23 protein-coding genes are annotated in these 23,952 nt (G+C 62.5%); 13 read left to right on the forward strand and 10 right to left on the reverse strand.

The annotated features are described in order from the left end of the window. Positions 1–11 precede the first annotated feature (11 nt). Together RR_RS07935 and bioD are read left to right on the forward strand one after the other, a co-directional pair. Positions 12–1,214, forward strand: coding sequence for an aminotransferase class I/II-fold pyridoxal phosphate-dependent enzyme (locus RR_RS07935; RefSeq protein ID WP_011223296.1), 1,203 nt, complete (start codon positions 12–14; stop codon positions 1,212–1,214). After that, a complete protein-coding gene (gene bioD / locus RR_RS07940; RefSeq protein ID WP_049938833.1) occupies positions 1,211–1,945 on the forward strand; it encodes a dethiobiotin synthase in 735 nt (244 codons plus the stop codon). Before RR_RS07935 ends, bioD begins: the two co-directional genes overlap by 4 nt. Positions 1,946–2,141: 196 nt before the next feature. On the opposite strand, the gene RR_RS07945 is transcribed toward bioD, so the two are convergent. Next, positions 2,142–3,218 (reverse strand): phosphotransacetylase family protein, encoded by a 1,077-nt coding sequence (locus tag RR_RS07945; RefSeq protein ID WP_004961348.1) that lies wholly within the window; start codon positions 3,216–3,218, stop codon positions 2,142–2,144. After that, positions 3,215–5,320: an acetate--CoA ligase alpha subunit gene (gene acs, locus RR_RS07950; RefSeq protein ID WP_011223298.1), complete on the reverse strand. Its 2,106-nt coding sequence runs from the start codon at positions 5,318–5,320 to the stop codon at positions 3,215–3,217. Before acs ends, RR_RS07945 begins: the two co-directional genes overlap by 4 nt. A gap of 132 nt (positions 5,321–5,452) precedes the next feature. Between acs and RR_RS07955 the strand changes: the two genes are divergently transcribed. Further along, entirely contained in the window at positions 5,453–5,839 is a 387-nt protein-coding gene (locus tag RR_RS07955; protein WP_011223299.1) for a hypothetical protein, read from the forward strand. A 181-nt stretch (positions 5,840–6,020) separates the two neighbouring features. Next, complete coding sequence (gene dpsA, locus RR_RS07960) at positions 6,021–6,554, forward strand: DNA starvation/stationary phase protection protein DpsA (RefSeq protein ID WP_004961342.1); 534 nt, start codon at positions 6,021–6,023, stop codon at positions 6,552–6,554. A gap of 140 nt (positions 6,555–6,694) precedes the next feature. Here the strand turns inward: dpsA and RR_RS22350 are convergent, their stop codons facing one another. Next, on the reverse strand, positions 6,695–6,844 hold the full coding sequence (locus RR_RS22350; RefSeq protein WP_004961340.1) for a hypothetical protein: 150 nt from the start codon (positions 6,842–6,844) through the stop codon (positions 6,695–6,697). A gap of 148 nt (positions 6,845–6,992) precedes the next feature. Between RR_RS22350 and RR_RS07965 the strand changes: the two genes are divergently transcribed. The 3 genes from RR_RS07965 to RR_RS07975 all read left to right on the forward strand — a co-directional run bounded on the left by RR_RS07965 (position 6,993) and on the right by RR_RS07975 (position 9,796). Then, positions 6,993–7,577 carry a DUF7547 family protein gene (locus RR_RS07965; protein WP_007190373.1) on the forward strand — a complete coding sequence of 195 codons (585 nt, stop codon included), beginning with the start codon at positions 6,993–6,995 and terminating at the stop codon, positions 7,575–7,577. A gap of 78 nt (positions 7,578–7,655) precedes the next feature. Then, entirely contained in the window at positions 7,656–8,135 is a 480-nt protein-coding gene (locus tag RR_RS07970) for an HTH domain-containing protein (protein ID WP_011223301.1), read from the forward strand. Positions 8,136–8,224: 89 nt separating this feature from the next. Continuing rightward, positions 8,225–9,796 carry a bifunctional metallophosphatase/5'-nucleotidase gene (locus tag RR_RS07975; RefSeq protein WP_004961334.1) on the forward strand — a complete coding sequence of 524 codons (1,572 nt, stop codon included), beginning with the start codon at positions 8,225–8,227 and terminating at the stop codon, positions 9,794–9,796. Here the strand turns inward: RR_RS07975 and RR_RS07980 are convergent, their stop codons facing one another. The 4 genes from RR_RS07980 to RR_RS07995 form a co-directional block, all read right to left on the reverse strand. Then, positions 9,797–10,177, reverse strand: a complete 381-nt coding sequence (locus tag RR_RS07980; protein ID WP_011223302.1) for a Zn-ribbon domain-containing OB-fold protein — start codon at positions 10,175–10,177, stop codon at positions 9,797–9,799. After that, a complete protein-coding gene (locus tag RR_RS07985; RefSeq protein ID WP_049938834.1) occupies positions 10,174–11,325 on the reverse strand; it encodes a thiolase C-terminal domain-containing protein in 1,152 nt (383 codons plus the stop codon). Before RR_RS07985 ends, RR_RS07980 begins: the two co-directional genes overlap by 4 nt. 64 nt (positions 11,326–11,389) lie before the next feature. Then, entirely contained in the window at positions 11,390–12,217 is an 828-nt protein-coding gene (locus RR_RS07990; protein ID WP_011223304.1) for a DUF7551 domain-containing protein, read from the reverse strand. 218 nt (positions 12,218–12,435) lie between these two features. After that, a complete protein-coding gene (locus tag RR_RS07995; RefSeq protein WP_011223305.1) occupies positions 12,436–13,602 on the reverse strand; it encodes an ABC transporter substrate-binding protein in 1,167 nt (388 codons plus the stop codon). Positions 13,603–13,745: 143 nt separating this feature from the next. Here RR_RS07995 and RR_RS08000 point away from each other — a divergent pair, with 143 nt between their 5' ends. After that, a complete protein-coding gene (locus tag RR_RS08000) occupies positions 13,746–13,931 on the forward strand; it encodes a hypothetical protein (protein WP_011223306.1) in 186 nt (61 codons plus the stop codon). Here the strand turns inward: RR_RS08000 and RR_RS08005 are convergent. From RR_RS08005 to RR_RS08015, 3 genes are read right to left on the reverse strand one after another with little or no spacing between them, the layout of a single operon-like run. Further along, a complete protein-coding gene (locus RR_RS08005) occupies positions 13,928–14,239 on the reverse strand; it encodes a hypothetical protein (RefSeq protein ID WP_004961320.1) in 312 nt (103 codons plus the stop codon). The two genes, RR_RS08000 and RR_RS08005, sit on opposite strands and share 4 nt — an antisense overlap. A 1-nt stretch (position 14,240) precedes the next feature. Beyond that, positions 14,241–15,824, reverse strand: coding sequence for an acyl-CoA carboxylase subunit beta (locus RR_RS08010; RefSeq protein ID WP_011223307.1), 1,584 nt, complete (start codon positions 15,822–15,824; stop codon positions 14,241–14,243). Between the two features lies 1 nt (position 15,825). Then, positions 15,826–16,569 carry a beta-ketoacyl-ACP reductase gene (locus tag RR_RS08015; protein WP_004961317.1) on the reverse strand — a complete coding sequence of 248 codons (744 nt, stop codon included), beginning with the start codon at positions 16,567–16,569 and terminating at the stop codon, positions 15,826–15,828. A gap of 218 nt (positions 16,570–16,787) precedes the next feature. Here RR_RS08015 and RR_RS08020 point away from each other — a divergent pair, with 218 nt between their 5' ends. Genes RR_RS08020 through RR_RS08040 form a run of 5 tightly spaced genes read left to right on the forward strand, consistent with a single transcriptional unit; the run spans position 16,788 to position 23,951 of the window. Then, on the forward strand, positions 16,788–17,951 hold the full coding sequence (locus tag RR_RS08020; protein ID WP_011223308.1) for a hypothetical protein: 1,164 nt from the start codon (positions 16,788–16,790) through the stop codon (positions 17,949–17,951). Between the two features lie 55 nt (positions 17,952–18,006). After that, positions 18,007–19,194: an extracellular solute-binding protein gene (locus RR_RS08025; protein WP_049939143.1), complete on the forward strand. Its 1,188-nt coding sequence runs from the start codon at positions 18,007–18,009 to the stop codon at positions 19,192–19,194. A 1-nt stretch (position 19,195) separates the two neighbouring features. Then, a complete protein-coding gene (locus RR_RS08030) occupies positions 19,196–20,818 on the forward strand; it encodes an ABC transporter permease (protein ID WP_004961311.1) in 1,623 nt (540 codons plus the stop codon). Then, entirely contained in the window at positions 20,818–21,948 is a 1,131-nt protein-coding gene (locus tag RR_RS08035) for an ABC transporter ATP-binding protein (protein ID WP_011223310.1), read from the forward strand. The genes RR_RS08030 and RR_RS08035 overlap by 1 nt, the downstream gene beginning before the upstream one ends. Continuing rightward, positions 21,945–23,951, forward strand: a complete 2,007-nt coding sequence (locus RR_RS08040; protein WP_011223311.1) for an ArnT family glycosyltransferase — start codon at positions 21,945–21,947, stop codon at positions 23,949–23,951. Before RR_RS08035 ends, RR_RS08040 begins: the two co-directional genes overlap by 4 nt. Position 23,952 lies beyond the last annotated feature (1 nt).

Below are 23,952 nucleotides of genomic sequence, written 5' to 3' on the forward strand. Positions count from 1 at the left end.
CTCTACGCTTCATGACTCACGGCTTCGATTTGAACGAGCGACTCGAACAGCGCGACGCACAGAACCTCCGGCGCCATCTGGAAGTCGCCGAATCCGTTTCGGCGCGGACCCGCTTTGCCGATGACCCTAAAGGAGACCCACCGGAGTTCGGCGACGAGGAAGTCGTTTTCGCCGCGAACAACTACCTCGGACTCGCCGATGACAGCCGAGTCCAACGAGCGGCCGAACTGGGCGCACGAACCGTTGGGAGCGGCGCGGGGGCCTCGCGGCTGGTCACAGGTGACACGAAGGTCCACCGAGCGCTGGAGCGCGACCTCGCGGCCTCGAAAGGGACCGAGCGGGCTCTGGTGTTCTCGTCGGGCTACGCGGCCAACATCGGGACTATCGACGCGCTGGCCCCGGATGTCGTCTTTTCGGACGAGCTGAACCACGCCTCAATTATCGACGGCTGTCGCGTCGGGGCCAGCGAGACAGTCGTCTACGACCACTGTGACCCGGACGACTTGCGAGCGAAACTGGCCACGCGAGCAGCCGATGTCGATGAGGACGAACAGTGGCTCGTGGTCACCGACTCCGTGTTCTCGATGGACGGAGACATCGCGCCGCTATCGGCCATCTGTGACGCCGTCGACGAGTACGGCGCGTGGCTGATGGTCGACGAGGCGCACGCGACAGGGTTGTTCGGTGATAGCGGCGGTGGCGTCGTGCAACGTGAGGGGCTGAGTCACCGTGTCGACATCCAACTGGGGACGCTCTCGAAAGCGCTGGCGAGCCAGGGCGGCTACATCGCCGGTGACGAGGTGCTCATCGAGTATCTGCTGAACGCCGCGCGGTCGTTCGTCTTCTCGACCGGGCTATCCCCACCGAACGCCGCCGCAGCCTGCGAGGCATTGCGAATCGCTCGCAAGACCGACCGCGCGGCGGAACTCTGGGATACCGTGGCAACGCTTCGGGACGGGCTGGAGACAATGGGCTACGAGGTGCTTGGCGAGACACATATTCTCCCGGTCATCGTCGGTGACCGTGGTGACGCCCTCGAACTGGCCGACCGCCTGCGCGACCACGGTATCGTCGCGCCTGCGATTCGACCGCCAACAGTGCCAGAAGGAACGTCCCGCATCCGGGTTGCACCGATGGCGACACACACCGCCGACGACATCGCGCAGTGTCTCGACGCCTTCCGAACTGCCGGCACAGAGGTGGGCGTGCTGTGAGCGAGACGAGCAATGATTCGAGACCTGGGCGTGGGACCGGTCGCATCGCCGAGGACGGCGTCTTCGTTGTCGGGACCGACACCGGCGTCGGCAAGACGGTCGTGACCGCCGGGCTGACGGGCTGGCTGCGGGAGACAGGAACCGAGGCTGTCGCCGTTAAGCCCTGCCAGACCGGATACCCGCCGGACGACGACGCGGCGTTTGTCGAGTCCGTCTGTGGCACGGCGGACGCCGCAGTCTGTCTGCAGCGGTTATCGCCACCGTTGGCTCCAGAAGTGGCCGCACGGGAAGCAGACGACGATGTCACGCTTTCCTACGAGTCGATCCGCGACGGGGTCGCCGATGTCGTGGCGGGAAGCGAGACAGCTATTGTCGAGGGTATCGGCGGCCTGCGCGTCCCGCTCGCGGACGACCGAGAGGTCATCGACCTCGTTGCGGATATCGGGCTTCCTGCGCTGGTCGTCGCCCGTTCGGGCCTCGGAACGCTCAATCACACGGCGCTGACGGTTCAGGCGCTCCGGCAACGAGGCGTGCCGGTCGTCGGTGTCGTTCTCAACGAGTACGAAGGCGAAACGACCGCTGAGCGTACGAATCCGGACGGTATCGAACGGATGACCGACTGCACTGTCTGGCCGGTGCCACCCCTTGACATCGAGTCACCTGAGAGCGTAATTGACGGACTCAGAGCGCATCTCCAACAATCGGTTCTGCGGCCAGCTATCGAGCAGTAGCTGTCGGTGTGTCAGCACAAAGGGGATAGAACGGGGGCAAACCCCCGTCGTGTGACACTACGGAGCCAGTAAGGCTCCATCTGTTGATTGACTACCGATCACTAAAATAGTAAGGCACGTTTCATCTGGAGATTTCCCCTCAGCACCGGGCCATGTTCCGTTAGGAACGGGCTAACGCCCAGCCGAAACGACGGTGCTAGAGGTCAACTGACAGCAGCGACTCGACGTCGACGCCGTCGTCCAGTAGCGTCCGCATACGGTCGACTGTTGCCTCGTTCCGAGTCTGCCCGGTTCGGAGCACTTCCTCGACTCTGTCTATCGTCGTCCGCGTGTCTGACTGGACTGACAGCACTGGGACGTTTTTCTCAGCCGCCTGTCCGATGACCGCACTGGCAGGCTGGAACCCACCAGTGAGGAGTAATGCGTTGATACCAGACGCTTCGAGGGCCGCCGTCTGGACCTCCGAGCGGTCGCCGCCGGTGACGACGACGGCATCGCGTGTCCGCCGGAAGCGTTCGAGCGCGCTGCTCCCGCTCATTGCGCCGACGCTGAACCGCTCGACGTGGACGTCGGTGTTGGCATCACCAGTGAGGATGTCCGCGCCGAGGTTCCGGGCGAGGTCAGCAACCGTGACACCTGCGAGCGAACGGTCACGCGGCAGAATGCCGTGGACCGGGATGCCCTCGCCTTCGAGGAACGGGACCACGTCGTCGGCGAGTTCGTCGACCGTCGCGTCGGTGACGCCGTTGAACAGGACCCCGTCCAGTCGATCACCGATCGCTTCGGCCGCCGACAGAATTTCGTCCGTGTCACTGGGCGTGTCGTAGCCGGTGACTAACAGCACACGGGCGTCGAGCAACTCCGCGATATCGATGTCTGTGAGGTCGACGATACTGCCAGTCGCCAGGTCACTGCTCCCCTCGACGAGGAGCATATCGGTTCCGTCCGAACACGTCTCGATGCCCTCTTGCAGTCGCTCACGGAGGTCATCCGGGTCCTCACGCCCGCGGATGGCTTCCTGAATGAACGTCGGCGAGTAGACGATGGGCTCCATGTCGTGGAGGTCGGTCTCCAGATCGAGTAGCTCGCGGGCGAGCATCGGGTCCTCGTCCCGCGTCTTGCCGACCGCACTCCGCAGACGCGTCCCCTTGGGCTTCATGTAGCCGACATCGTAGCCCGCGTCGTGGGCTCGTGTCGCTAGCGCGAGCGTGATTGCCGTCTTGCCGATACCTTCCTCCAGTGATGTGACGAGTAGCGTGTTCGTGTCGGTCATAGTTTCTCCTGGTCGAGGGTGAGTCGCAGGTCGACCGCCTGCACCCCGTCGGGCGTCGCGACGAGGGGGTTGATGTCCAGTTCCACGATCGCGGGGAAGTCAGTGACGAGTTGCGAGAGCCGCTGGATTGTCTCGACGAGCGTGGCCTCGTCGACGGGGTCGCGGCCCCGAGCACCGCGTAACAGCGGCGCAGAGTCGATGTCATCGAGCATCCCTTTCGCCTCGGTCTCGCTGACAGGAGCGACACTGACAGTGTTGTCTTCGAGCACCTCGACGAAAATTCCGCCGAGACCGAACAACAGCAACGGTCCGAACTGCGGGTCGCGGTTCATCCCGAGAATCGTCTCGACGCCGTTGTCGAGGTCGACCATCTCCTGTACCTGAACGCCAAGAATCGTCGCGTCTTCCTGATAGTTGCGTGCCCTGACGACGAGGTCCTCGTAGGTGTCGCGAACTTCCTCGACGGGGACAGCGACCTCGACGCCGCCGATGTCGGACTTATGCAGGATATCCGGACTGACGATTTTCATCACCACGTCGTCGCCGATTTCCTCGGCGACAGCCTCCGCTTCGACGGGCGAGGAGACGACATCACCCTGTGGTGTCGGAATCCCGTACGCGTCAAGCAGTTCCATCGCTTCCACGCCGAGCCGGTTCGACCCGCGCCGGGCGCCGGATTCGAGTATCTCGCGGGCCCGCTCGCGGTCCACGTCGAACGTCGTCGGTTCCTCGTACTCCGTCGCTTTGATTTCTCGGTAGCGCTTGAGCGCGCCCAGACTGCCGACCGCGCGGGCCGGGTCGAAGTAGTTCGGCACGCCCGCTTCGCTCAGGACGTTCGCACCAGCGTCAACCGACTTCCCGCCCATCAGCGTCGCCGCGACCGGTTTCCCGAACTGCTCTTGCTGTTCGACGATGCGTTCCGAGAGTTCCTCGAAGGAAAGCACTGCGGTCGGACAGGCGACGACGACGGCCATCGAAACGTTGTCGTCCGCAAGGACTGTTTCGAGGGCTGTCTCGAAGCGCTCGGCGGGAGCATCGCCGATAATGTCGACCGGGTTGTAGATGTTGGCCTCATCAGGCATCTCTTCGCGGAGTCGGGAGAACGTCTTGTCACCGAACTGCGCGAGTTGCAGGTCCGAGTCGCCGACGGCGTCGGTCGTCATCACGCCGGGACCGCCGGCGTTTGTGACGATGGCGATTTCGTCTCCATCCGGGAGCGGCTGGCCGGCGAGAATCTGCGCGTAATCGAACAGTTCCTGCACAGATTCAACGCGGAGCGTTCCGGCCTTATCGAGGCCTGCCTCGTAGGCCCGCTCCGACCCGGCCATCGCACCGGTGTGGGAGGCGGCCGCGCTCGCACCCGCGTCCGTGCGGCCGGACTTGACAAGCACAATCGGCGTCTCCTGTGTCACCTCACGAGCCGTCTGTACGAACGAGGACCCATCATTGATGTCCTCAAGATAGCCCAGAATGACATCAGTATCAGGGTCGTCACCCCACTCAGCGACGAAATCACTCTCGTCGAGTACTGCTTTGTTCCCGAGCGAGACGATGTCCTTGAAGCCGACATCGCGCTCGGCGGCCCAGTCCAGCACGGCGGTGATGAACGCGCCCGACTGGCTCATAAAGGAGATGTCGCCGTCGCTGGCCATCTCATTGCCGAAAGTGGCGTTGAGCCCGACGGGGGTCGACATCACGCCGAGGCTGTTCGGGCCGACCAGATTCAGGTCGTATTCACTGGCCGCTTCCCGGAGCCGCTTTTCACGTTCGGCCCCATCACTGCCAGTCTCACCGAAGCCAGCGGTGATGACGACGACGTTTTCGATACCCGCTTCCCCAGCGTTCTCGATGACCTCGACCGCCACCGTCGGCGGCACGACGACGACGGCAACGTCGACCGACCCGGGGTCGTCCAGGCGGGCGAGGTTGTCGTAACACGGCAATCCAAGTACTGTCTCTTTGTTCGGGTTCACGGCCACGACCTCCCCTGTAAACGAATCGAGCAGGTTCGTGGTGACCGCGTGACCGACGGATCCCTCCGAATCGGTCGCCCCGACCACTGCGACACGTTCCGGCGCAAACAACGTCGATAATCGTCCCATGCCTCTACTCGGTGGTTACGGTGGGCCCGAATATATGTGTGGGGAACTCCCGGCGAGCGGGAATCTAGACGATTCATTACCGCGATTTCGGTGTGACGGTGTTTTTGTTTGTCACCCCCGTACCGGCGTCCGATGAATGACACTGCACTCCTAGCACCGTTTGACGACGAAGTGGTCCGTGGCGTTGCGGGGACGAACAGCGTCGACGAAGAACAGTTGCGATCCGCGCTCGCCGACCACCAGCGAACGATGCGTGAGAATCCGGGCGTCGAGGACCTCGTTTACGAGTGGCGAAAGCGATTCGACGATGCGGTGCTACACCGCACGCCCGAGACGTTCTTCATGGCTGTCAGGGAGACCGTCTGGGAGGAGTACGGCGCGCATCTCGGACTCGATGACTACCTGCTTGCCGCGGTCGTCGCAGTCCATCAGGAGCAAGTCCTCCGCGAAACAGCGGTTGACAGCAGCACTATCGACGAAAACGCCGTTGCGCTCGTTGTTTCCCGGCCGTCGTCATAGTAGATATATTCCCGGTTATCTCAAGTGCAGCGCCCGGGATAAAGCGACAGTTGTGATCAGCGGATAATATTTCAGTTCAGGTAACCAGCCCTTCCATCTGAGAATATAATTTTTGGGTTCCCGAAAACATATTTTCACAAAACAATCTTTAAGTGGCTTCCACCTGTACAATAAGATGACTATGGCAACACAAGAGCACGTCCGACGCGAGTTCGGGAATGTCGAAGAGAACGAACTCCGCCTCGACAAGGAGAAGTCCGAGCAGGTAATCAACGCGCTGAATCAGGACCTGGCGGACACATACACGCTGTATCATCAGGTCAAGAAGCACCACTGGAACGTCGAGGGTGCCGAGTTCCGCGACCTCCACCTGTTCCTCGGTGAAGCGGCCGAAAACGCCGAAGAGGCAGCCGACGAGCTTGCAGAGCGCGCGCAGGCCCTCGGTGGCACGCCCATCTCTAGCGGCAAGGCACAGGAAGAGCACGCGTCGGTAGAGCCGGAAGGACAGGACGTGTACGACATCCGAACGTCGCTCGAAAACGACCTCGAGATGTACGGCGACATCATCGAGTCGCTCCGTGACCACATCGACCTCGCTGAAAACCTCGGTGACCACGCCACGGCCCAGATCCTCCGAGAAATCATCGTCCAGACCGAGGAAGACGCCCACCACATCGAGCACTACCTCGAAGACGACACGCTCGTGCTGGACTAACTCGGCACAAGGCTTTCTCTCTCAGCTTCTTTCGCCGGCTAGTCACTACCTAGCTCAGGTGTATAGCGTGGTGTGAACCGTTCCAGCAGAAAACAGTGCAGACTCGGAGGAAAGAGAAACGCAATGCGGGGGCGGACGAACTACCGTCTGAGGTCAACGGTTACGTCAGTCGAAATCCAGCCGTCTCGGTTCCCGTCTTCAGTAAACACGGTTCTGTCAGCACCGCTGTCCAGTGCTGCAACGTCCGGGCGGTCCTCGGAGGTCTCGACATCGTCCGTCTGTGATGGCATTATCAGAGTTAGGCACCCCTAAAGCTAAAAGGATTTTGGTTGGCCTAATCATCTGCGGACGCCAGCCCCTGCATCGAGGGCAGAAATGGTCCGGAACCGATCGCCGACACAGCGCGGCCTTTAGTACCTGAGGCGACAAGAGAGAGGTATGAGCTCGGACGACGACCTTACCGCCCTGATTACGGATCTCGTTACGACGCTACAGGACCTGGAGACGGAGGTCGAGCCCACGACCGACAGTGGTCTTCCGCGGCCGCCGACACCGGGCGAACTCCTCCGGTTCACCAGCGATGTAACTATCCCCGCGGTCATTCTCGTGTTGAAGAGCAACATCGAGGCACTGAAGCTACTCCGGCGAGCCCTCCGGATGGCCGAGGGGCGGCCGACATCGACGGGCTCCGCCTCGGGAGAGGTGCGACAGCGTGCGAGTGACCTGAGCCGGGCCACGCTCTCCCGCCTCGACGGTGCGTTGACAGACCTTCAGCAGGCTGTGGAGGGGACGCCGGAAGATGAGGAAGCCCGCGAACTTATTCAGGAAGCCCAACAATTACGCGGTCAGATCCGGGAAAGGTTAGCCGCTGAATCTGAAGTGAGTGAGGCGGTCGACCCTGATGAAGTTACTGACGTTCCTGTTGACGTAGATGCCGAACTGCGGTCGATAAAGGACGATATCGAGGGCCCAGACAGGGACGACACCGGTACCGAAAACGGAGACGGAAACGGCGAGGAGTAACGAGTTCTAGTGTGGTGTAAAAATATACTTCTACAAACATAATGATTTATTATTGCACAGGTACAGGTATGAGTACCGATGTCCAGCTCTACCGCTCCGTGCGGTCGTCGGGCGACCCTGTTCGTCCGGTCTGACCTCCCTGCGCCATCACAGAAACGTTGTACCGCTATCAAATGTGAGCTACAAGAGCTGGTGTGCCGCGGCGTCCTCGACGACATCGAAACGGTGGAATGGGAGAAACGTGTTCCGCTGCAGGGCCCCGGTAACGGGATCGAACGGGACCTGTACAACGAGTTCGCGGACTGGGCCCGCGAGTCCGGTGTCTGTCTCGCGCCGTTTTTCGACACCCGGCTCTGTTACAGTTCGACGACAGGCGAGAAACGCCGAGAGCTCGTCATGCCGGCCGTCTGTCTCGCGGTCTACGAGGACGACACTCTCGTGCAGGTGGCCCCCTTTGCCGACGCGGGCCGGACGGAATCAGTCGAGGAATGTATCGCGGAACTCGGTGAGACGGGAACCCTCCCGGACACCGGTTCGACGACTGTCTCGACCGTGTAGCTCTCGTCCGTTCCGTTGCTGTTCTGGCCGGCTACCACCATTGCCGCGACACGAATTATAAAGTTCTGTTCGTAGTACTACACATTCGTATGACAGAACAGGTGACACGTCGTGATGTACTCGGGACGGGTGCGTCTGTCCTCGGCAGCCTCGCAATCGGCTCGACGACCGCCAGCGGCGCGCTCCAGACGGACGGAACCACTGTCACGTTCCTGCATGACACCCACGTCCACGGACGGTTTGCCAACGCCTCTGCAGGGGAATTGAGCGTCGCCCGCTACTTCGGGCTGATGAACGAAATCACCGAAGACGCCGACACCACACTCAGGGTCGGCAACGGTGACGACCTTGCATCGTCAGTCCTGTCGGCAGTGTTCGACGGACGCCACGTCGTCTCGACGTTCAACGCCGGCGGGCTGGACTTCGATACGTTCGGCAACCACGATTTCGACATGGGGCCAGAGGTCCTCCGCGAGCGCGTGTCTGACAGTCTCTTCACCTGGGTCAGCGCGAATGTCCGCGAAGATGGGTCGGTTTTCGCCGCCGAGCAAGGCGCCCAGCAGTACGTCCTCACAGATGTTGGGGACGTGACACTCGGAGTTACTGGCCTCATTACGCCGGAGGCCCCCGAAGTCACCTCTATCGGAGAGAACACCGACGTACTTGCGCCGGCATCGGCGCTGCAGAACGTAACAGAACGGATGCGGGCCGACGGCGCTGACGCAGTTATCGTGCTCTCCCATCTCGCGAGTGAAACCGCTCGAACTGTCGCCGAGGAGGTCGATGGCGTCGACGCTATCATCGGGGACCATGCCGCGTCGCTACTCGAAGAACCGGAAGTCATCAACGACACCGTCCTCTCGTTCGTCGGCGACGAGTACGAGTACCTCGGGGAGTTGGCGCTCGGTATCGACGGGTCCGGCGTCACAGACCACGAGTTCGTCCTCCACAACGTCGGCGAATCTTCGGCCGGAACGGACCCGTTTGTCAGTCTCGTTCAGGACCACTACGAGACGCAACTGGAACGGCAACTGGACGTGGTCATCGGCGAGACCACCCAGCCGCTTGACACCCGGCAGTCTGTCGTCCGAGCGCGCGAGTCGAACATGGGGAACTTCGTCGCCGACACCATCCGCACTGACGTCGAAGCGGACACAGCGCTAATGAACGGCGGCGGGATTCGGACAGACAGGCTCTATTTCGAAGACGCAAGTGAGGATGATCCGGTAGCGATCACGCGGCGTGTCGTCGTCGACATCCTGCCGTTCCCGAACAACGTAGTCGAGCTGGAAGTCACCGGCGAGACGCTGCTTGCGGCGCTGGAAAACGGGGTGAGCCGCGTCGAGGCGGGGGCTGGCCGGTTCCCGCAGGTGAGCGGTATCACGTACACGTACGACCCCACCGCGGAGAGCGGCGACCGAATCGTCGACGCGACCGCCGGTGGCGACCCAATCGACCCGGACGCGACGTACACGCTTGCGACGAACGATTTCGTCTCCGGCGGCGGCGACGGCTACGATATGCTCAGTGATGCGACCGTCCTCGTCTCCTCGAACGAGGGGGCGCTCCTCTCGGACCTCATCATCAACACCATCGAAGAACAGGGGACTATTTCGCCGACCACGGAGGGCCGCATCACCAGGCAGAGCGAGGAGAGCTGATCAGACCGGGTCCCAGCGGTAGCCGTCCCAGTCCTGACTCTCGGGCACTTTGATACCCGCGTCGGGGTCGCGGAGTTCCTCGACGTAGACGGGTTCGACCGTGTCACCGGTTTCGACCTCATCGGAGGTCACCTGCCCGAGTGCGCGAACAAACTCGTCGCTCGCGTCGTCGATGTCCGTTACATCGAACTCCACGATAGCGAGTGTGTTGGGCTCGCGGACACCCGGCGGCGTCGCTGTCGAGTGAGTCCAGGTGACGACTTCGCCAGTCCGGTCCGAGAGGTCGAAGCTCTCTTCCTGTGGCTCGCCACACTCAGGACACAGCGGATGCGTGGGGTACGAGACGTGACCGTTCGAACACATACCTGCTTCCAGCGTCATTCTGCGGCCTCCATGATGGTGGTGATGACACAGTTTCCGAACCCGCCGACGTTACACGCCAGTGCGGTGTCGGCCTCGACCTGTCGCGGCCCGGCCTCGCCGACGAGCTGTTCGTAGATTTCGACGCCTTGCGCGACGCCGCTTGCCCCCAGCGGATGCCCCTTCGATTTGAGCCCGCCGGAGGTGTTGATCGGCAACTCGCCGTCCTTGGCCGTCACACCATCCATCGCCATCTCCCAGGCCGTTCCCTGGTCGGCGACACCGATACCCTCCAACTGGAGGAACTCCAGAATGGTGAACATATCATGCAGTTCAGCCACGTCGAGGTCGTTGGGGCCGAGGCCGGCCATCTCGTAGGCCTGTTTGCTCGACTCGACGACCCCGCCCATGATTGTCGGGTCGTCGCGCTCGTGGACGACGTGGGTGTCGGTCGCCCCGCCGATACCGGAAACCAGCGCGTACTCGTCGGTTATCTCCTTGGCCCGCTCCTCCGTCGTGAACATGAGCGCGGCGCTGCCGTCCGTAATCGGACAGAAGTCATACAGCCGCAATGGGTCTGCGATGATGGGCGACTCAAGCGCTTTCTCCATCGTGATTTCCTTCTGGAACTGCGCCTTGGGGTTGTCCACGCCGTTTCTGTGGTTCTTGACCGCGACCCGGGCGAGTGACTCCCGGGGGGCGTCGAAGCGCTCCAGATAGTGCCGGGCGGTCATCCCGGCAAAGGACGGGAGCGTCACGCCGTGTTTGTACTCGTCGGGGTGGGTGATCGAGGCGATGATGTCTGTCGCCTGGCCCGTCGTCTTGTGGGTCATCTTTTCGCCGCCGACCAGCAGCGTCATCTCACTGGCCCCGCTGGCGACTGACTGCCAGGCCTCGTAGATGCCGGCCCCACCCGAGGAAGAGGTCTGGTCAACCCGTTCGCTGTAGGCCGGAAGCACCCCCAGGTCGTGGGCCAGCAGGTTCATAATTCCCGTCTGGCCTTCGAACTCACCGCTGGCCATGTTCGAGACGTACAGGTGCTCTACGTCGTCGGGCGCGACGCCGGCGTCCGTGAGACACTCCTCGCCCGCCTGCGAGAGCAACTCACGGATCCAGACGTCGCGTTGCCCGAATTTCGTCATTGACGCGCCGATTACTGCGACTCCCATACCTGTGCCGTCACAGGGGTCTCGTGTATGTATTACGGTCTGACCTATAGAACGAGTGGAATGTTCAAGCAGTCGTCGTGACGACAGATAACCCCTCGGCGGGTTGGTCACCGGCCAGTGAGACGAGCAGTCGCCAGCCATCCGCAGTTCGCTCCGCTTGTGCCATTTGTGGCGTGATACTCGTCCGGCGCAGTAGTTCGACGGCAATCGGTAACACTGGGCAGCGGAGGTCCGACAGCGTCGGGCGATAGTTCTGTAATGTGATATATCTGGCACAGCGGCCGGGACCGACCGCGGCGGGTTCGATTGCTGTCTGGTCGACCAGCCCCGCTGTTTCGAGGTCGGCGACAGCGTCCCGGACCGGCTCGGGTCCGCTTGGCTTTCGCGGCAATTGCCCGGCGGCTTCCCGGAGGGTGTCCGCCTGTACTTCCGGGTCGAGATTGTCGGCGATCGCCGTGGCCATGCTTTCGAGCATCGCCAGACAGAGTCGCTCGCGGTTCTCGGTTTCCTCGGCCGCTTCGAGATAGCTGTCGATAACTGCCTGCTCGACGGAGCGATGGCGACCCGACAGCACTTCGAACAGCGACCCGGCGACCGTGTGACAGTACTCCGGAAGCGACGACGGGGCGGTCCTGACGGCATCGGTCCCCCACGGCGCTTCACAGACGATGAGGCCGTGAACGGTGACACGTGGGTCGTATCGACGCAGGGCACTTCGGTAGGCAGTCGCTACGCTGGCCGCTTCGGCAGCCGTCTCGCGGTCCGGGAACTGCATACCCGACACCGGGAACGGCGGCGTGCCCGTTTTGGCGCTGACGACGCGATACGGCCCGATAGCGACGCTGAGCTCAGAGAGCCTGTCACGGATGTCTGCGAGTGTGCGTCCAACCATTGCTACAGTGTCTGTCTCGGCGTCGGTCCGAAACCCGGTACATCGGTGACGGTGTGTTTAGTCGAGCGCCGATACGCGTCGACGGCTCCGCTTACTGCGTACTCAATGCCAGCCATGGCGACACAGCCACAGAGCCGCCCGACCGGAGCCGTGTCTCTCCATCCTCCCAGCCCCCCTGCAGCCTCGGTAGTGAGTCGGGTTGCTCCGGCCATGGGTCCTTACAGGTCTCCGGCGACGATATCGGCGACGCGCTGGCGGTCGAACAGCTCTCGGTCAACCTCATACACCTGCGACGCGGCCCGTTCTGTGAGGACCAGATTCGTTATCGGCCCCTGGTACAGCGGGCCACCGCGATACACGTTCCCGTTCTGTACCGCCGTCAGTTCGCTTCCGCTCTGGTCCGATTTGAGGAAGCTGACGACCGTGTCCTCGAACTCCGAGCGCGTTTTGTTCTCCTGCCCCCGCAAGAGGAGGTACTCGGGGTCGATGTCAAGCAACGTCTCGAAGTCGACCTTGCTTCGGTCAGCGTGGAAGTCCCTGACCTCAGTTTTTGCGAACGCGTCGCGAACGCGAAGGTCCCGCCACTGTTTGAAACTGGTTCCGTCCTCGATAAGGTACGGGGAGAAGCTGGTGGGCTCGTCGCTGCCGGCCCATACGATAGCTACCTCGGGCCGTTCGGACTCCGAGTCCGGCACGAGGTCTTCCAGGCTCGTCTGGAATTCTTCGTGGAGGGACTGGAACGCCTCGAACCGGTCGGTCCGCTGGAACGCCTGGGAGAGTTTCTCGAATGCCTCGTACAGCGTGTAGTAGGTGTAATCGTGCCACTCGTACCCCGTCGAGAAGATACTGTTCCCGAAGAAGGGGGCTGTCTGGGACTCGATTTCGTCGATGTCAGACTGCTCCCAGGACCCGCGGCTCTGCAGGAAGTTCGGGTCCATGACGTGGATGTCGGCATCTATTTCGTAGAACTGCTCCTTGCCGACACCGCTGTCCCCCCACAGCTTCTGGACCGAGCTCCCGTCGACGCTGACGCCCGGGATTTCGTCGTAGTATTGAGTGTGATACCGCGACGGCAGCCAGACCCCCTCCGGGGCATCGAGGCCAAGCGCAATCCCCATATCTGCCCAGCTCCCGTTGTTCGCGACCCAGACCTCCGGGACGGACTCGAAGGTGACCTCGCCGACCGGCTCCATCGAGACTGCGTAGCTCGAACCCGTCGCTTCGGTGGTCGCCGTCGGAGTTGACTCCGCAGCCGTCGTCCCGGACGCCGTCGACTCATCGGCCCCACCGTCACTACCGCTCCCGGCCTCGGACTGACCCGAACAGCCAGCGACGGTACCTGCCAGCCCAACACCGGCCGCAACGATATACTCTCGTCGGTTCATGTCTTTTTAGGCTTGCCTAATTCATTTAAATCTTCCCATATTTAGGCAGGCCAAAAACGCCCTGAATCACCAAACAGCACCACAGCCCCTGACAGTGAGAATCCACACAAAGTATATCCGTGTGTGCTATCCACACACGAAATATGCAGGAGGCATGGCTTCAACTCCAATGTCCGGCGTGTTCAGTCGCCTGGGAAGAGCAAGTGTCCGACCTCCCGGCCCCGGAGACACAGTTTGTCTGTGACGACTGTGGGGCCGAGCGGTCGCTGTCGGAGTTCATGCGGACCACTCGCGATCTGGAAGTACTGCAGGAGTTTACGGACTCTTAGTACCGCGCTCGCGCCGCTGCCTTCCACTCATCGCCTCGCTTGACGTTGCTGGGAGGGCGGCGTTTGCCCACGCTCGCCAGCCGTCCGGCGAGCCTCCACTCGTCCACGTATTCGACCGTCTGCCGCTGTGCTGTGGCCACAGCAGCCCGCTGGCGGTCGGTCAGGTGAGCGCTGATCGCAGCGGTGATAGCCGCTGCTTCTGCCTGTGATGCGTCCGCCGGTATCGACAGCGACAGGTCGTCCGGGTCCGCGCTGGCAGTGGGCAGCGCCGCCTCCGTGTCCGGCTGTGGTGTATCGTGAGTCGCCATGTTACAGTGGGATGTTGCCGTGGTCTTTCGGCGGCGTGTCCTCGCGCTTGCGCTGCAGGAGGTCGAGGTCCTGAATGAGGCGCTTGCGCGTCTCTTTCGGTTCGATAACGTCGTCAAGGTAGCCCCGTTTCGCCGGCCCGTACGGATTGGCAAACTCGTCGCGGAACTCGTCCATCAGTTCCTGACGCTTGGCATCCGGGTCGCCGGCGTCCGCGATCTCGTTCCGGTAGAGAATGTTGACGGCTCCCCGCGGACCGAGCACTGCCATCTCCGAACCGGGCCAGGCGTAGTTCACGTCGCTGCCCAGGAACTTCGAGGACATGACGATGTACGCGCCGCCGTAGGCCTTCCGTACGACGACCGACAGCAGCGGGACCGTCGCCTCGGCGTAGGCGTAAATGAGCTTCGCGCCCCGCCGGATGATGCCGTTGTGCTCCTGGTCCGTGCCGGGCATGAATCCGGGCACGTCGACGAGCGTGAGGATGGGGATATTAAACGAGTCACAGAAGCGGACGAACCGGGCCGCTTTCTCCGCCGCGTCGATGTCGAGTGTCCCCGCGCTCACGCGTGGCTGATTGGCGACGACGCCGACCGACTGGCCGTCCATCCGCGAGAAGCCCACGACGACGTTTCGCGCCCAGTTGCCGTGAACCTCGAAGAAGGAGTCCTCGTCAACGATGGCGTCGATGACCTTTGTCATGTCGTAGGGCTTGCGCGGTGCTGACGGGACAATATCGGTCACGCCGGGAATTTCCCGGTCGGGGTCGTCCCAGGGCTTGACCCGCGGCGGGTCCTCCATGTTGTTCGCCGGGAGATACGACAGGAGCCGCCGGATATTTTCGAGCGCCTCCTCCTCCGACGGGTACGAGAAGTGGGCAACACCGGATTTGGTAGAGTGCGAACCCGCGCCGCCGAGTTCCTCTTTCGACACCTGTTCGCCGGTCACCGTCTCGATGACGTCCGGCCCGGTGATGAACATGTGGCTGGTGTCTTGCACCATGAAGGTGAAGTCAGTCAGCGCCGGACTGTAGGTGGCCCCGCCCGCACATGGCCCCATAATCGCGGATATCTGGGGGATGAGCCCGCTGGCCTTGGTGTTGCGCTCGAATATCTTAGCAAAGCCGACCAGCGAGTCAACGCCTTCCTGAATGCGTGCGCCGCCGGAATCGTTGAGGCCGATGACCGGGACGCCGTTTTCGATCGCGCGGTCCATCACCTTGCAGATCTTGTCGGCGACGACTTCGCCGACCGAGCCACCGAGCACGGTGAAGTCGTGGGCGAACAGGAACACCTTCCGGCCGTCGACCTCACCGTAGCCCGTGACAACTGCGTCGCCGGCGAAGCGCTTCTCCTCCATGCCGAAGTTCGTCGACCGGTGCTCGACGAACGGATCGACCTCGTTGAACGTGCCGTCGTCGACGAGGAAATCGATACGCTCGCGGGCGGTCATCTTGCCCTTCTCGTGCTGGGATTCGATACGGGCTTCACCGCCCCCGAGTTCGGCTTCGGCCCGTTTCTGTCGCAACTCTTCGACCGCGTCGTCAGGCGCCCCAGTCTCGTCATCTGGTTCTTCCTGTTGACTCATCCTACCACTCCATCCCGCCGTTAACACCAAGTACCTGTCCTGTCATGTAGCTCGATTCCTCGCTGGCGACGAACCTCACGATGCCGGCGATGTCTTCGACGCGTGCGAACCGGTCAAGCGGAATCTCCCGCAGAATCTTCTCCTGCACGCGTTCGGGCACCTCCTCTAGCATATCGGTCTTGACAAAGCCCGGCGCGACGCAGTTCGCGGTCGAGCCCGTGTGTGCCAGTTCGAGCGCAAGCGTCCGTGTAAATCCGAACAACCCGGATTTCGTCGTCGCATAGTTGGCCTGCCCGATGTTGCCCTGCTGGCCGACGACGCTAGAGATGTTTATGAGTCGGCCGTGGTCGGCGTCACGAATATCATCATAGAAAGCCTTCGTCCCGTTGAACACGCCGCCGAGGTTGACATCGATCACCGTCTCCCAGTCGTCGCGGGTCATGTTCTCGAACTTTTTGTCGATGGTGATGCCGGCATTGTTGACGAGCACGTCCGCGGGACCGAACTCGTCGGCCACCTTCTCACGCATCGCCCGGACCTCATCGAGTTTCGCCACGTCGGCCTGCGCCGCGATAGCGGTGCCACCGCGTTCGCGGATATCCTCAACGACGGCACGGGCTTCCGCCTCCGAGGACCGGTAGTTAACGACGACGTTGGCCCCGTGAGCACCGAGGTCTTTGGCGATTCCGCGACCGATACCGCGTGAGGACCCAGTGACGACACAGGTTTGATTGTCCAGGTTCATTTGTGATTGATGGGAGCCCTGTTGCTTCGTACGCTCATCACCTAATCTGGCAAAGCACAGCCAGATAATAGTTCTCCTAATACAACATTAAACGCCGGATTTGGAATATAATGATATACCAGTTACAGGAGAAGTGATGGCTGGATAACAGACTCACGAGGGAAACAAAGTGAGAACGCCATATTTTTTAGGATGGCCTAAAGACGTGGAGGCAGCACATGACAGCCGACATCTGCGTGATGGTGCCGACGATTCGAAATCATGAATGTATGCGGTCCTACTTCCAGAACGCCCGAGACCACGGGTTCGACCTGGACCGACTGTTCGTCGTACTCATCACTGAGGACTTCTGTGACACCGACGCGATGGAACAGATGCTCGACGAGGAGGGCGTCGACGGTGCCGTCTACGACGGTACCGCCCGCGAGGCGTGGTTTGAGAACCACGGCACAAGCGAGTATTCACACCTTATCCCCGAAGCGAGCCACGCCCAGACATCGTTTGGTCTCCTCTATATGTGGGCCAACGACTACGAGTACGGCGTATTCATCGACGACGACACGCTACCACACGAGGACGCGGACTTCTTCGGCACCCACATGTCGAATCTGGCCTTCGAGGGCGAAATCGAGACGGTCAGTTCCGACGAACAGTGGGTCAACGTTCTCTACCAGAACGAAGACGAGCACGGCCTCTACCCGCGTGGCTACCCTTACGCCGCGATGGATGAGACGGTTGCAACAGAAGCAACGCAGGTCAACGACGTAGTCGCCTCGCAGGGCCTCTGGACGAACGTGCCCGACCTTGACGCGGTTCGCATCCTGATGGATGGCGACCTGCAGGGGCAGGCGCAGACCCGTACCAGCGGGGCGGACTTCGGCGATGACTTTGTCGCCGCCGAGGGGCAGTACCTCACCGTCTGCTCGATGAACCTCGCATTCCGCCGCGAAGTCATCCCGGCGTTCTACCAGCTCCCGATGGACGACAACGAATGGGATGTCGGCCGCTTCGACGACATCTGGTCGGGCGTGTTCCTCAAGCGGGCCTGTGACGTGCTGGGCAAACAGATCTACAACGGCGACCCGCTGTGTGAGCACAACAAAGCGCCCCGGTCGACCTTTTCGGACCTGACCAACGAGGTTCACGGGCTCGAACTCAACGAGCACGTCTGGGAGATCGTCGACGAAGCCGGTGCAGACGCCGACTCCTACGCCGAAGTGTTCGACGCGATCGCCACAGCGATGGCCGACGGCGATTTCAGCGACTGGGAAAACGGTGCCTTCCTTAACTACTGCGGCGAATTCATGCTCGACTGGCTGGAATGTCTCGACGAGCTAGACGCCGCCGCGACGGAACAGGTCCCCGCAACCGCCGACGACTAGAAAGGCCTAAGTTGTTTAGGCAACCCTAAATCAAACAATGAGTGATTCTAACGATATGACTGGACGTAACGCGACGCAGTCTCGACGCCGCTTCCTTGCTCTCGGCAGCGCAACTGCCGCGACAGCGCTTACCGGTTGTTCCGGCATCCTCAGTGGGGATGACGGTGGCGACGGCGGAAGTGACGGCGAGGCCGGAACCACAACTGGGCAGCAAATTTCCCTGTCGGACTTCCGTGGCTCCGGCCCACTGGTCGCACAGCGGGAGGCTCCCGGTGGCACCTCGATCGAAGACCTGCCAGACCTCAGCGGCGAACTGACGCTGTATCTAGGTGGCGGGGAGGGCGGACTCTATCTCGACCTCATCAATCTGCTCGAACAGCGCTATCCGGACTTCACGGCGAACCACCGGCTCGAAGCCTCCAGCGACCTCGCAAACACCATCATCGAGGAAAACGAGGCCGGCGCAAGTCCTGCTGACGTGTTCATGTCCATCGACGCCGGCTCGCTCGGTGCTGTTGCAAACGCTGACGCGACCGCGAGCCTCCCCGACGAGGCGCTTTCGACGGTCCCCGACGCGTACCAAGACAGCGAGGGGCGCTGGGTGGGCATCGCTGGTCGCGCTCGGGCGATCCCGTACAACACGAACCAGATATCCGAATCCGATATCCCGTCCACGGTTCAGGAGTTCCCCGAGGCGGCTGCCCTCGAAAACAGCATGGGCTGGGCACCGAGCTACGGCGCGTTCCAGTCGTTCGTCACCGCAATGCGACTCATTCGCGGCGACGACGAGACGATGTCGTGGCTTCAGGCGATGCAGGACCACGGCATCACCACCTATGACGACGAGTTCCGCGTCTCCAATTCCTGTGCTGACGGGGAACTGGCCGCCGGCTTCGCTAACCACTACTACACGCTTCGGGTCCAGTCGGCCCGCGAAAACTCGCCGATCGGCCTCGCGTTCACCGAAGGCGACGCTGGCGCACTCGTCAACGTTTCGGGCCTCGAAATTATCAATGGAACCGACAACGCGGACCTGGCGTCGAACTTCGTCCGGCACGTCCTCTCGGCGGAGGCACAGGAGTTCTTCGCCACCCGGACGTTCGCGTATCCGATGATTCCGGGTGTCGCACCGGTCGGCGACCTCCCACGCATCGACGAACTGAACCCGCCAGAGATCAACCTGACCGAACTGGCCGACGTGGCCGGAACCGTTGACTTATTGCGGGACGCTGGCGTCCTCTAATATGGGCACAAAAGACCGGTACGAGCGGCTTCGGGAGCAGGCGACGACATCGGAACGAGACTCGTCGCCGCACACGCTGCTCGCAGTGGTCTCACTCGCGATCTCGCTGCTGTTACTGGCGCCGCTAGTGTGGGTGTTTCTCCGGGCGGGCGAAATCGAGTTCGCGCGTGCGGTCGAACTATTGACGAGCGATACGACCGTCTCGGTGACGCTGAACACGCTGGCGCTGGTGACTGGCGTCACTGTCGCATCGATTCTTATCGGCGTTCCGCTGGCGATTCTCACCGCCCAGACGGACCTGCCGTTCAAGCGATTCTGGACGATTACGTCCGCACTGCCGCTGGTCGTCCCGAGTTATATCGGGGCCTTCGCGTTCGTTTCGGCGTTTGGCCCCCGTGGCGTCCTCGCGGACCTGCTCTCGCCGCTCGGAATTGAGCAAATTCCGACTATCTACGGCCTGCACGGCGCGATACTGGTGCTGACGCTGTTTACATACCCGTACGTGTTCTTGACCACGCGCGCGTCGCTCCTGTCGTTCGACGGGACCGTCGTCGAGGCCGCCCGGACACTGAACCACACGCGCTGGGAGGCGTTCCGCCGCGTCACGCTGCCACAGATCGCACCCGGTATCGCCGCTGGCGCGCTGCTGGTGGCGCTGTATGCCCTTTCCGACTTCGGGACACCGGCGATTATGCAGTACGACGTGTTCACCCGGATGATCTACAACGAGTTCGGCGCTCGCCGGCTTGACTATGCCTCCGTGCTCTCGATGCTGTTGCTCGTGATGGCGCTCGGTATCCTTGCCGTCGAGTCCCGCCTCAGCGCCGGGCGGGACGGTGCCTACGTCAGCAGCGGCTCGCGCCGGCCCGGGCTCATCAGGCTCGGCTACTGGAAGGTCCCGGCACTGCTGTTTTGCGGTGCCATCGCGACACTGTGTCTGGTGTTACCCATCGGCATCCTGCTGCAGTGGCTCCTGCGCTCCGGCACGGGCTACAGTGCCGGTGGCTTTGCGTTCGAGGCGGCCTACGCCTGGAACTCGGTCGGTCTCGCGGCCGCTGCAGCCGCTATTTGTGTCGTGGCGGCGCTCCCGATAGCGTATCTCTCCGCGCGCGGCACGTCGGGTGTCTCGTCGCTTCCCGAGCGAGCTACGTATGTCGGCTACGCCGTCCCCGGTGTCGTCCTCGGGCTGGCACTGGTGTACCTTGGCCTCCGGTACGTCCCCTTCCTGTACCAGAGCGTCATCCTGCTGGTGTTTGCCTACGTGATTCGGTTCCTCCCGCAGGCCGTCGGGACGACCGAGTCCTCGATTCTTCAGGTCGACCCGGGTTACATCGAGGCGGCGCGGTCGCTTGGCTATCACCCGCTTTCGGCGTTTCGGAAGGTCGTCTTGCCCCTCGTTGCCCCGGGTATCGCCGCCGGGGCCGCGCTGGTGTTCCTGACGACCATGAAGGAATTGCCGGCAACGCTGATGTTACGCCCGACGGGCTTCGAAACCTTCGTCACGTACATCTGGCTCGTCCAGGGTGCCGGCTACTACGGACAGGCGGCGGTTCCGGCCCTCGTGCTCGTTGGCCTTTCCGGACTCTCCATGCTGGTCATTCTTCGACGGGAGGACACAAGCTAATGTCTCGACAAACACGCACACAGCAAACATCGGACTTCGACGACGTGGACGCAGCGGTGGCAAACCCGAACCGGACCGTGCTGGAACTGGACGATGTCTCCAAAGACTACGGTCACGAAGTCGCCGTCGAGAACCTCTCGCTCGGCGTGAAAGACGGCGAACTACTGACACTGCTGGGACCGTCCGGCTGCGGGAAGACGACGACGCTCCGGATGATTGCCGGGCTGGAACGCCCCTCTGACGGACAGATATCGATCGCCGACGAAGTCATCGCCGACGGCTCCTCGTTCCGCAAGCCAGAGGAGCGAAACGTGGGCATCGTCTTTCAGGACTACGCCCTGTTCCCGCATCTCACCGTCGCCGAGAACATCGCTTTCGGCCTGACCGAGATGGAAGAAGACGCCGTCGCGGAACGGGTCGACGAACTGCTCGAGCTAGTCGACCTCTCGGCCCATCACGACAAGATGCCGAGCCAGCTTTCCGGCGGCCAGCAACAACGTGTCGCGCTCGCCCGTTCGCTGGCTCCGGAGCCAGACGTCCTCCTGCTCGACGAGCCGTTCTCGAATCTGGACGTGCGCCTGCGTGTCGAGATGCGCGAGGAGGTTCGCAAAATCCTCAAGCGAGCCGGCGTCACCGCCATCTCCGTGACCCACGACCAGGAGGAGGCACTGTCGATAAGCGACCGCGTGGCTATCATGAACGACGGGACTATCGCCCAGATCGGCGACCCCGCTGAAGTGTTTGAAAACCCCGAGAGCCGTTTCGTCGCGAGCTTCCTCGGCCAGGCGAGTTTCCTCTCCGCCCGGGTGACCAACGACCGCATCGAGACGGGGCTGGGCTCGTTCAATGTCGAGTTACTGAACGGGCCGGTCGAGGCGTACAACGGGGCGATGGTCGACGTGCTCGTCCGGCCCGACGACCTGCAGGCGATGCCGACAAACGAGTCCAAAGCCGACGGCTACGTCGTTCACCGCCAGTACAACGGCCCCTCGTTCGTCTACCGGGTCGAACTCCACAGCGGTGACGTCGTCCACTGCATGCACAACCACGTCGAGACGTTCGAACCGGGCCAGCCCGTCGAGGTTGACTTGGTCGCCGACCACGACCTGGCCTGGTATCCGACGGAATGAAGCGACTGCGCCAGCCGGGGGTACAGGCGGGGCTGGTGGCACTGCTCGGCGGGGTCGTCGTCTTCGCGCTCGCTCACGTCGTTTTTCCACATCACACAACCAACCACGACGAGGGCGTCTACCTCCAGCAGGCCGCGATGTTGCTGGAGGGACAACTGTTCATTTACCCGCCGGTCAAGGAGTCGTTCCGACCGTGGTTCTTCGTGGCCGACGGCGAGCGGCTGTATCCGAAGTACGCGCCGGTTCCGGCGGCGATGTTCGCCGTCGGGAAACTGTTAGGCGGGTACCGCGTTGCGCTCGGCCTGATTTCGACCGGCGCGCTGGCGCTGACGTATCACACCGTCCGCGAGGCTTTCGACGCTCGAACCGGCGTGGTGGCGAGTGTCCTCATGCTCGGGTCGCCGCTCTTTCTCATAGACGCCTCGGTGTTCCTCTCGTACGTGCCGGCGACGCTCTGGAACCTCGGCTTCGCCGCGGCGTACCTCCACGCCGACCGGACCGGAAGCCGAAAGACAGCGGCCTGTGCCGGCCTCTCGATTGGCCTCGCTTTCTTTGCGCGACCATACACCGCCGTGCTGTTTGCGACGCCGTTCATTATCCACGCGCTGTGGTCGCTCCGGACGCGGGACCCAGCGCGGTTCACGCGCCTGTCGCTGACCGCTGTCGGCGGGCTCACCGGCGTCGCCGCGACGCTTGCATACAACCACGTCGTCACCGGCTCCGCCATGCTATTCCCCTACGAGGTGTTCGCCCCGCAGGACGGGCCGGGCTTTGGCTACCGTGAGATTCTGGGCTACTCTCGGGAGTTCACGCCGGCGATGTCGCTGGATGCGAACACTGAACTCCTCTGGAAACTCGTCACCCAGTGGGTTGTCGCCGGGCCGCTTGGGACGGTGGCAGCAGCTATCGGCCTCGGGGCCGTCGTGCGCCGCGGGATAGACGGTCGACAGGCTGCGCTGGCCGGCGTCCTCCTGACGGTTCCGCTCGGCAATGGCTACTTCTGGGGCACGGTGAATATGCTCGGCGATCTCTCAGACCCGACCGACGGGCTGGTCACCTTTCTGGGGCCGTTCTACCACGTCGATATGCTTGTTCCGCTAACTGCGTTCGGTGCTGTCGGCGTCGTGACCGTTGCCCAGTGGACGCGGCGGCTGGTCACAGAGCGGGTCAGCGCGGACCGGGTCCGCCCAGTCCTACTCACGGTAGCGCTCTGTGGCGCGGCGCTGGGCGGCGGGGCGGCCGTCACAACGGCGGCCGAGCCGGTTTCGGACAACTACGAGGTGACCCAGCAGTTCGAACAGGCCTACGAGCCGTTCGAGGAGCGGGACCTCGACAACAGTCTCGTCTTACTCCCAACGCCGTACGGTGACTGGCTCAATCATCCGTTCCAGTCAGTCCGCAACGACCCGGGCTTCAACGGCGACACAGTCTACGCGATGCAACACAGACAGTTCGAGGTGATCGACGCCTACCCCGACCGGACCTACTACCGCTACGTGTTCCGCGGCGAGTGGGTCCCGTATCTGGGGCTGCCCGTCGAACCGCGACTCCAGCCGGTGTCTGTGGCGGAGGGCGAGACGGTTCGGACAGATGTATCGGCGGCAGTTCCGGAGCAGGCCGCGCTGGTTTCGATGCGGCTCACAAGCGAGGGTGAGAACGACTATGCGACGGTTACTGGAGCTGACAGGCTCGATTTGCAGCTCTCGACCGACCAGAATCGGACACGGCTCACCGGCGACGGCATCGACGAGCAGGTCGGCGTGCCGACGCCGGAAGATGGGTCGGTCACGCTCATCATGTTCGTCGACTACGGCACTGGCGCAGGGTTCGAATACCGGGCGGAACTCCCAGTTGCACAGACGGACGGCGGCGTCCGGACGCTGACGCCGCGGCTCGAAGTCTGTAAGGATCAGCGCCGCTGTGACGGCGAAGCAGCTTACGTCCCGGGCGCGCACCGTGATGGAATCGGCATGAACGCAACCACGACGGCGGAAAATACGTGAA

The organism is Haloarcula marismortui ATCC 43049 (genome assembly GCF_000011085.1).
GTDB classification, from domain to species: domain Archaea; phylum Halobacteriota; class Halobacteria; order Halobacteriales; family Haloarculaceae; genus Haloarcula; species Haloarcula marismortui.

What these genes read in the sequence shown, in the direction of transcription:
- RR_RS08030 (WP_004961311.1), top strand. Translation starts at nt 19,196, where the DNA reads ATGGGCACAAAAGACCGGTACGAGCGGCTTCGGGAGCAGGCGACGACA.
- RR_RS07965 (WP_007190373.1), top strand. Translation starts at nt 6,993, where the DNA reads ATGAGCTCGGACGACGACCTTACCGCCCTGATTACGGATCTCGTTACG.
- RR_RS07990 (WP_011223304.1), bottom strand. Translation starts at nt 12,217, where the DNA reads ATGGTTGGACGCACACTCGCAGACATCCGTGACAGGCTCTCTGAGCTC.
- RR_RS08000 (WP_011223306.1), top strand. Translation starts at nt 13,746, where the DNA reads ATGCAGGAGGCATGGCTTCAACTCCAATGTCCGGCGTGTTCAGTCGCC.
- RR_RS07975 (WP_004961334.1), top strand. Translation starts at nt 8,225, where the DNA reads ATGACAGAACAGGTGACACGTCGTGATGTACTCGGGACGGGTGCGTCT.
- RR_RS08020 (WP_011223308.1), top strand. Translation starts at nt 16,788, where the DNA reads ATGACAGCCGACATCTGCGTGATGGTGCCGACGATTCGAAATCATGAA.
- RR_RS07985 (WP_049938834.1), bottom strand. Translation starts at nt 11,325, where the DNA reads ATGGGAGTCGCAGTAATCGGCGCGTCAATGACGAAATTCGGGCAACGC.
- RR_RS08040 (WP_011223311.1), top strand. Translation starts at nt 21,945, where the DNA reads ATGAAGCGACTGCGCCAGCCGGGGGTACAGGCGGGGCTGGTGGCACTG.
- RR_RS08025 (WP_049939143.1), top strand. Translation starts at nt 18,007, where the DNA reads ATGACTGGACGTAACGCGACGCAGTCTCGACGCCGCTTCCTTGCTCTC.
- acs (WP_011223298.1), bottom strand. Translation starts at nt 5,320, where the DNA reads ATGGGACGATTATCGACGTTGTTTGCGCCGGAACGTGTCGCAGTGGTC.
- RR_RS07995 (WP_011223305.1), bottom strand. Translation starts at nt 13,602, where the DNA reads ATGAACCGACGAGAGTATATCGTTGCGGCCGGTGTTGGGCTGGCAGGT.
- RR_RS08035 (WP_011223310.1), top strand. Translation starts at nt 20,818, where the DNA reads ATGTCTCGACAAACACGCACACAGCAAACATCGGACTTCGACGACGTG.
- RR_RS22350 (WP_004961340.1), bottom strand. Translation starts at nt 6,844, where the DNA reads ATGCCATCACAGACGGACGATGTCGAGACCTCCGAGGACCGCCCGGAC.
- RR_RS08010 (WP_011223307.1), bottom strand. Translation starts at nt 15,824, where the DNA reads ATGAGTCAACAGGAAGAACCAGATGACGAGACTGGGGCGCCTGACGAC.
- dpsA (WP_004961342.1), top strand. Translation starts at nt 6,021, where the DNA reads ATGGCAACACAAGAGCACGTCCGACGCGAGTTCGGGAATGTCGAAGAG.
- RR_RS07935 (WP_011223296.1), top strand. Translation starts at nt 12, where the DNA reads ATGACTCACGGCTTCGATTTGAACGAGCGACTCGAACAGCGCGACGCA.
- RR_RS07945 (WP_004961348.1), bottom strand. Translation starts at nt 3,218, where the DNA reads ATGACCGACACGAACACGCTACTCGTCACATCACTGGAGGAAGGTATC.
- RR_RS08015 (WP_004961317.1), bottom strand. Translation starts at nt 16,569, where the DNA reads ATGAACCTGGACAATCAAACCTGTGTCGTCACTGGGTCCTCACGCGGT.
- RR_RS07955 (WP_011223299.1), top strand. Translation starts at nt 5,453, where the DNA reads ATGAATGACACTGCACTCCTAGCACCGTTTGACGACGAAGTGGTCCGT.
- RR_RS07980 (WP_011223302.1), bottom strand. Translation starts at nt 10,177, where the DNA reads ATGACGCTGGAAGCAGGTATGTGTTCGAACGGTCACGTCTCGTACCCC.
- RR_RS08005 (WP_004961320.1), bottom strand. Translation starts at nt 14,239, where the DNA reads ATGGCGACTCACGATACACCACAGCCGGACACGGAGGCGGCGCTGCCC.
- RR_RS07970 (WP_011223301.1), top strand. Translation starts at nt 7,656, where the DNA reads ATGTCCAGCTCTACCGCTCCGTGCGGTCGTCGGGCGACCCTGTTCGTC.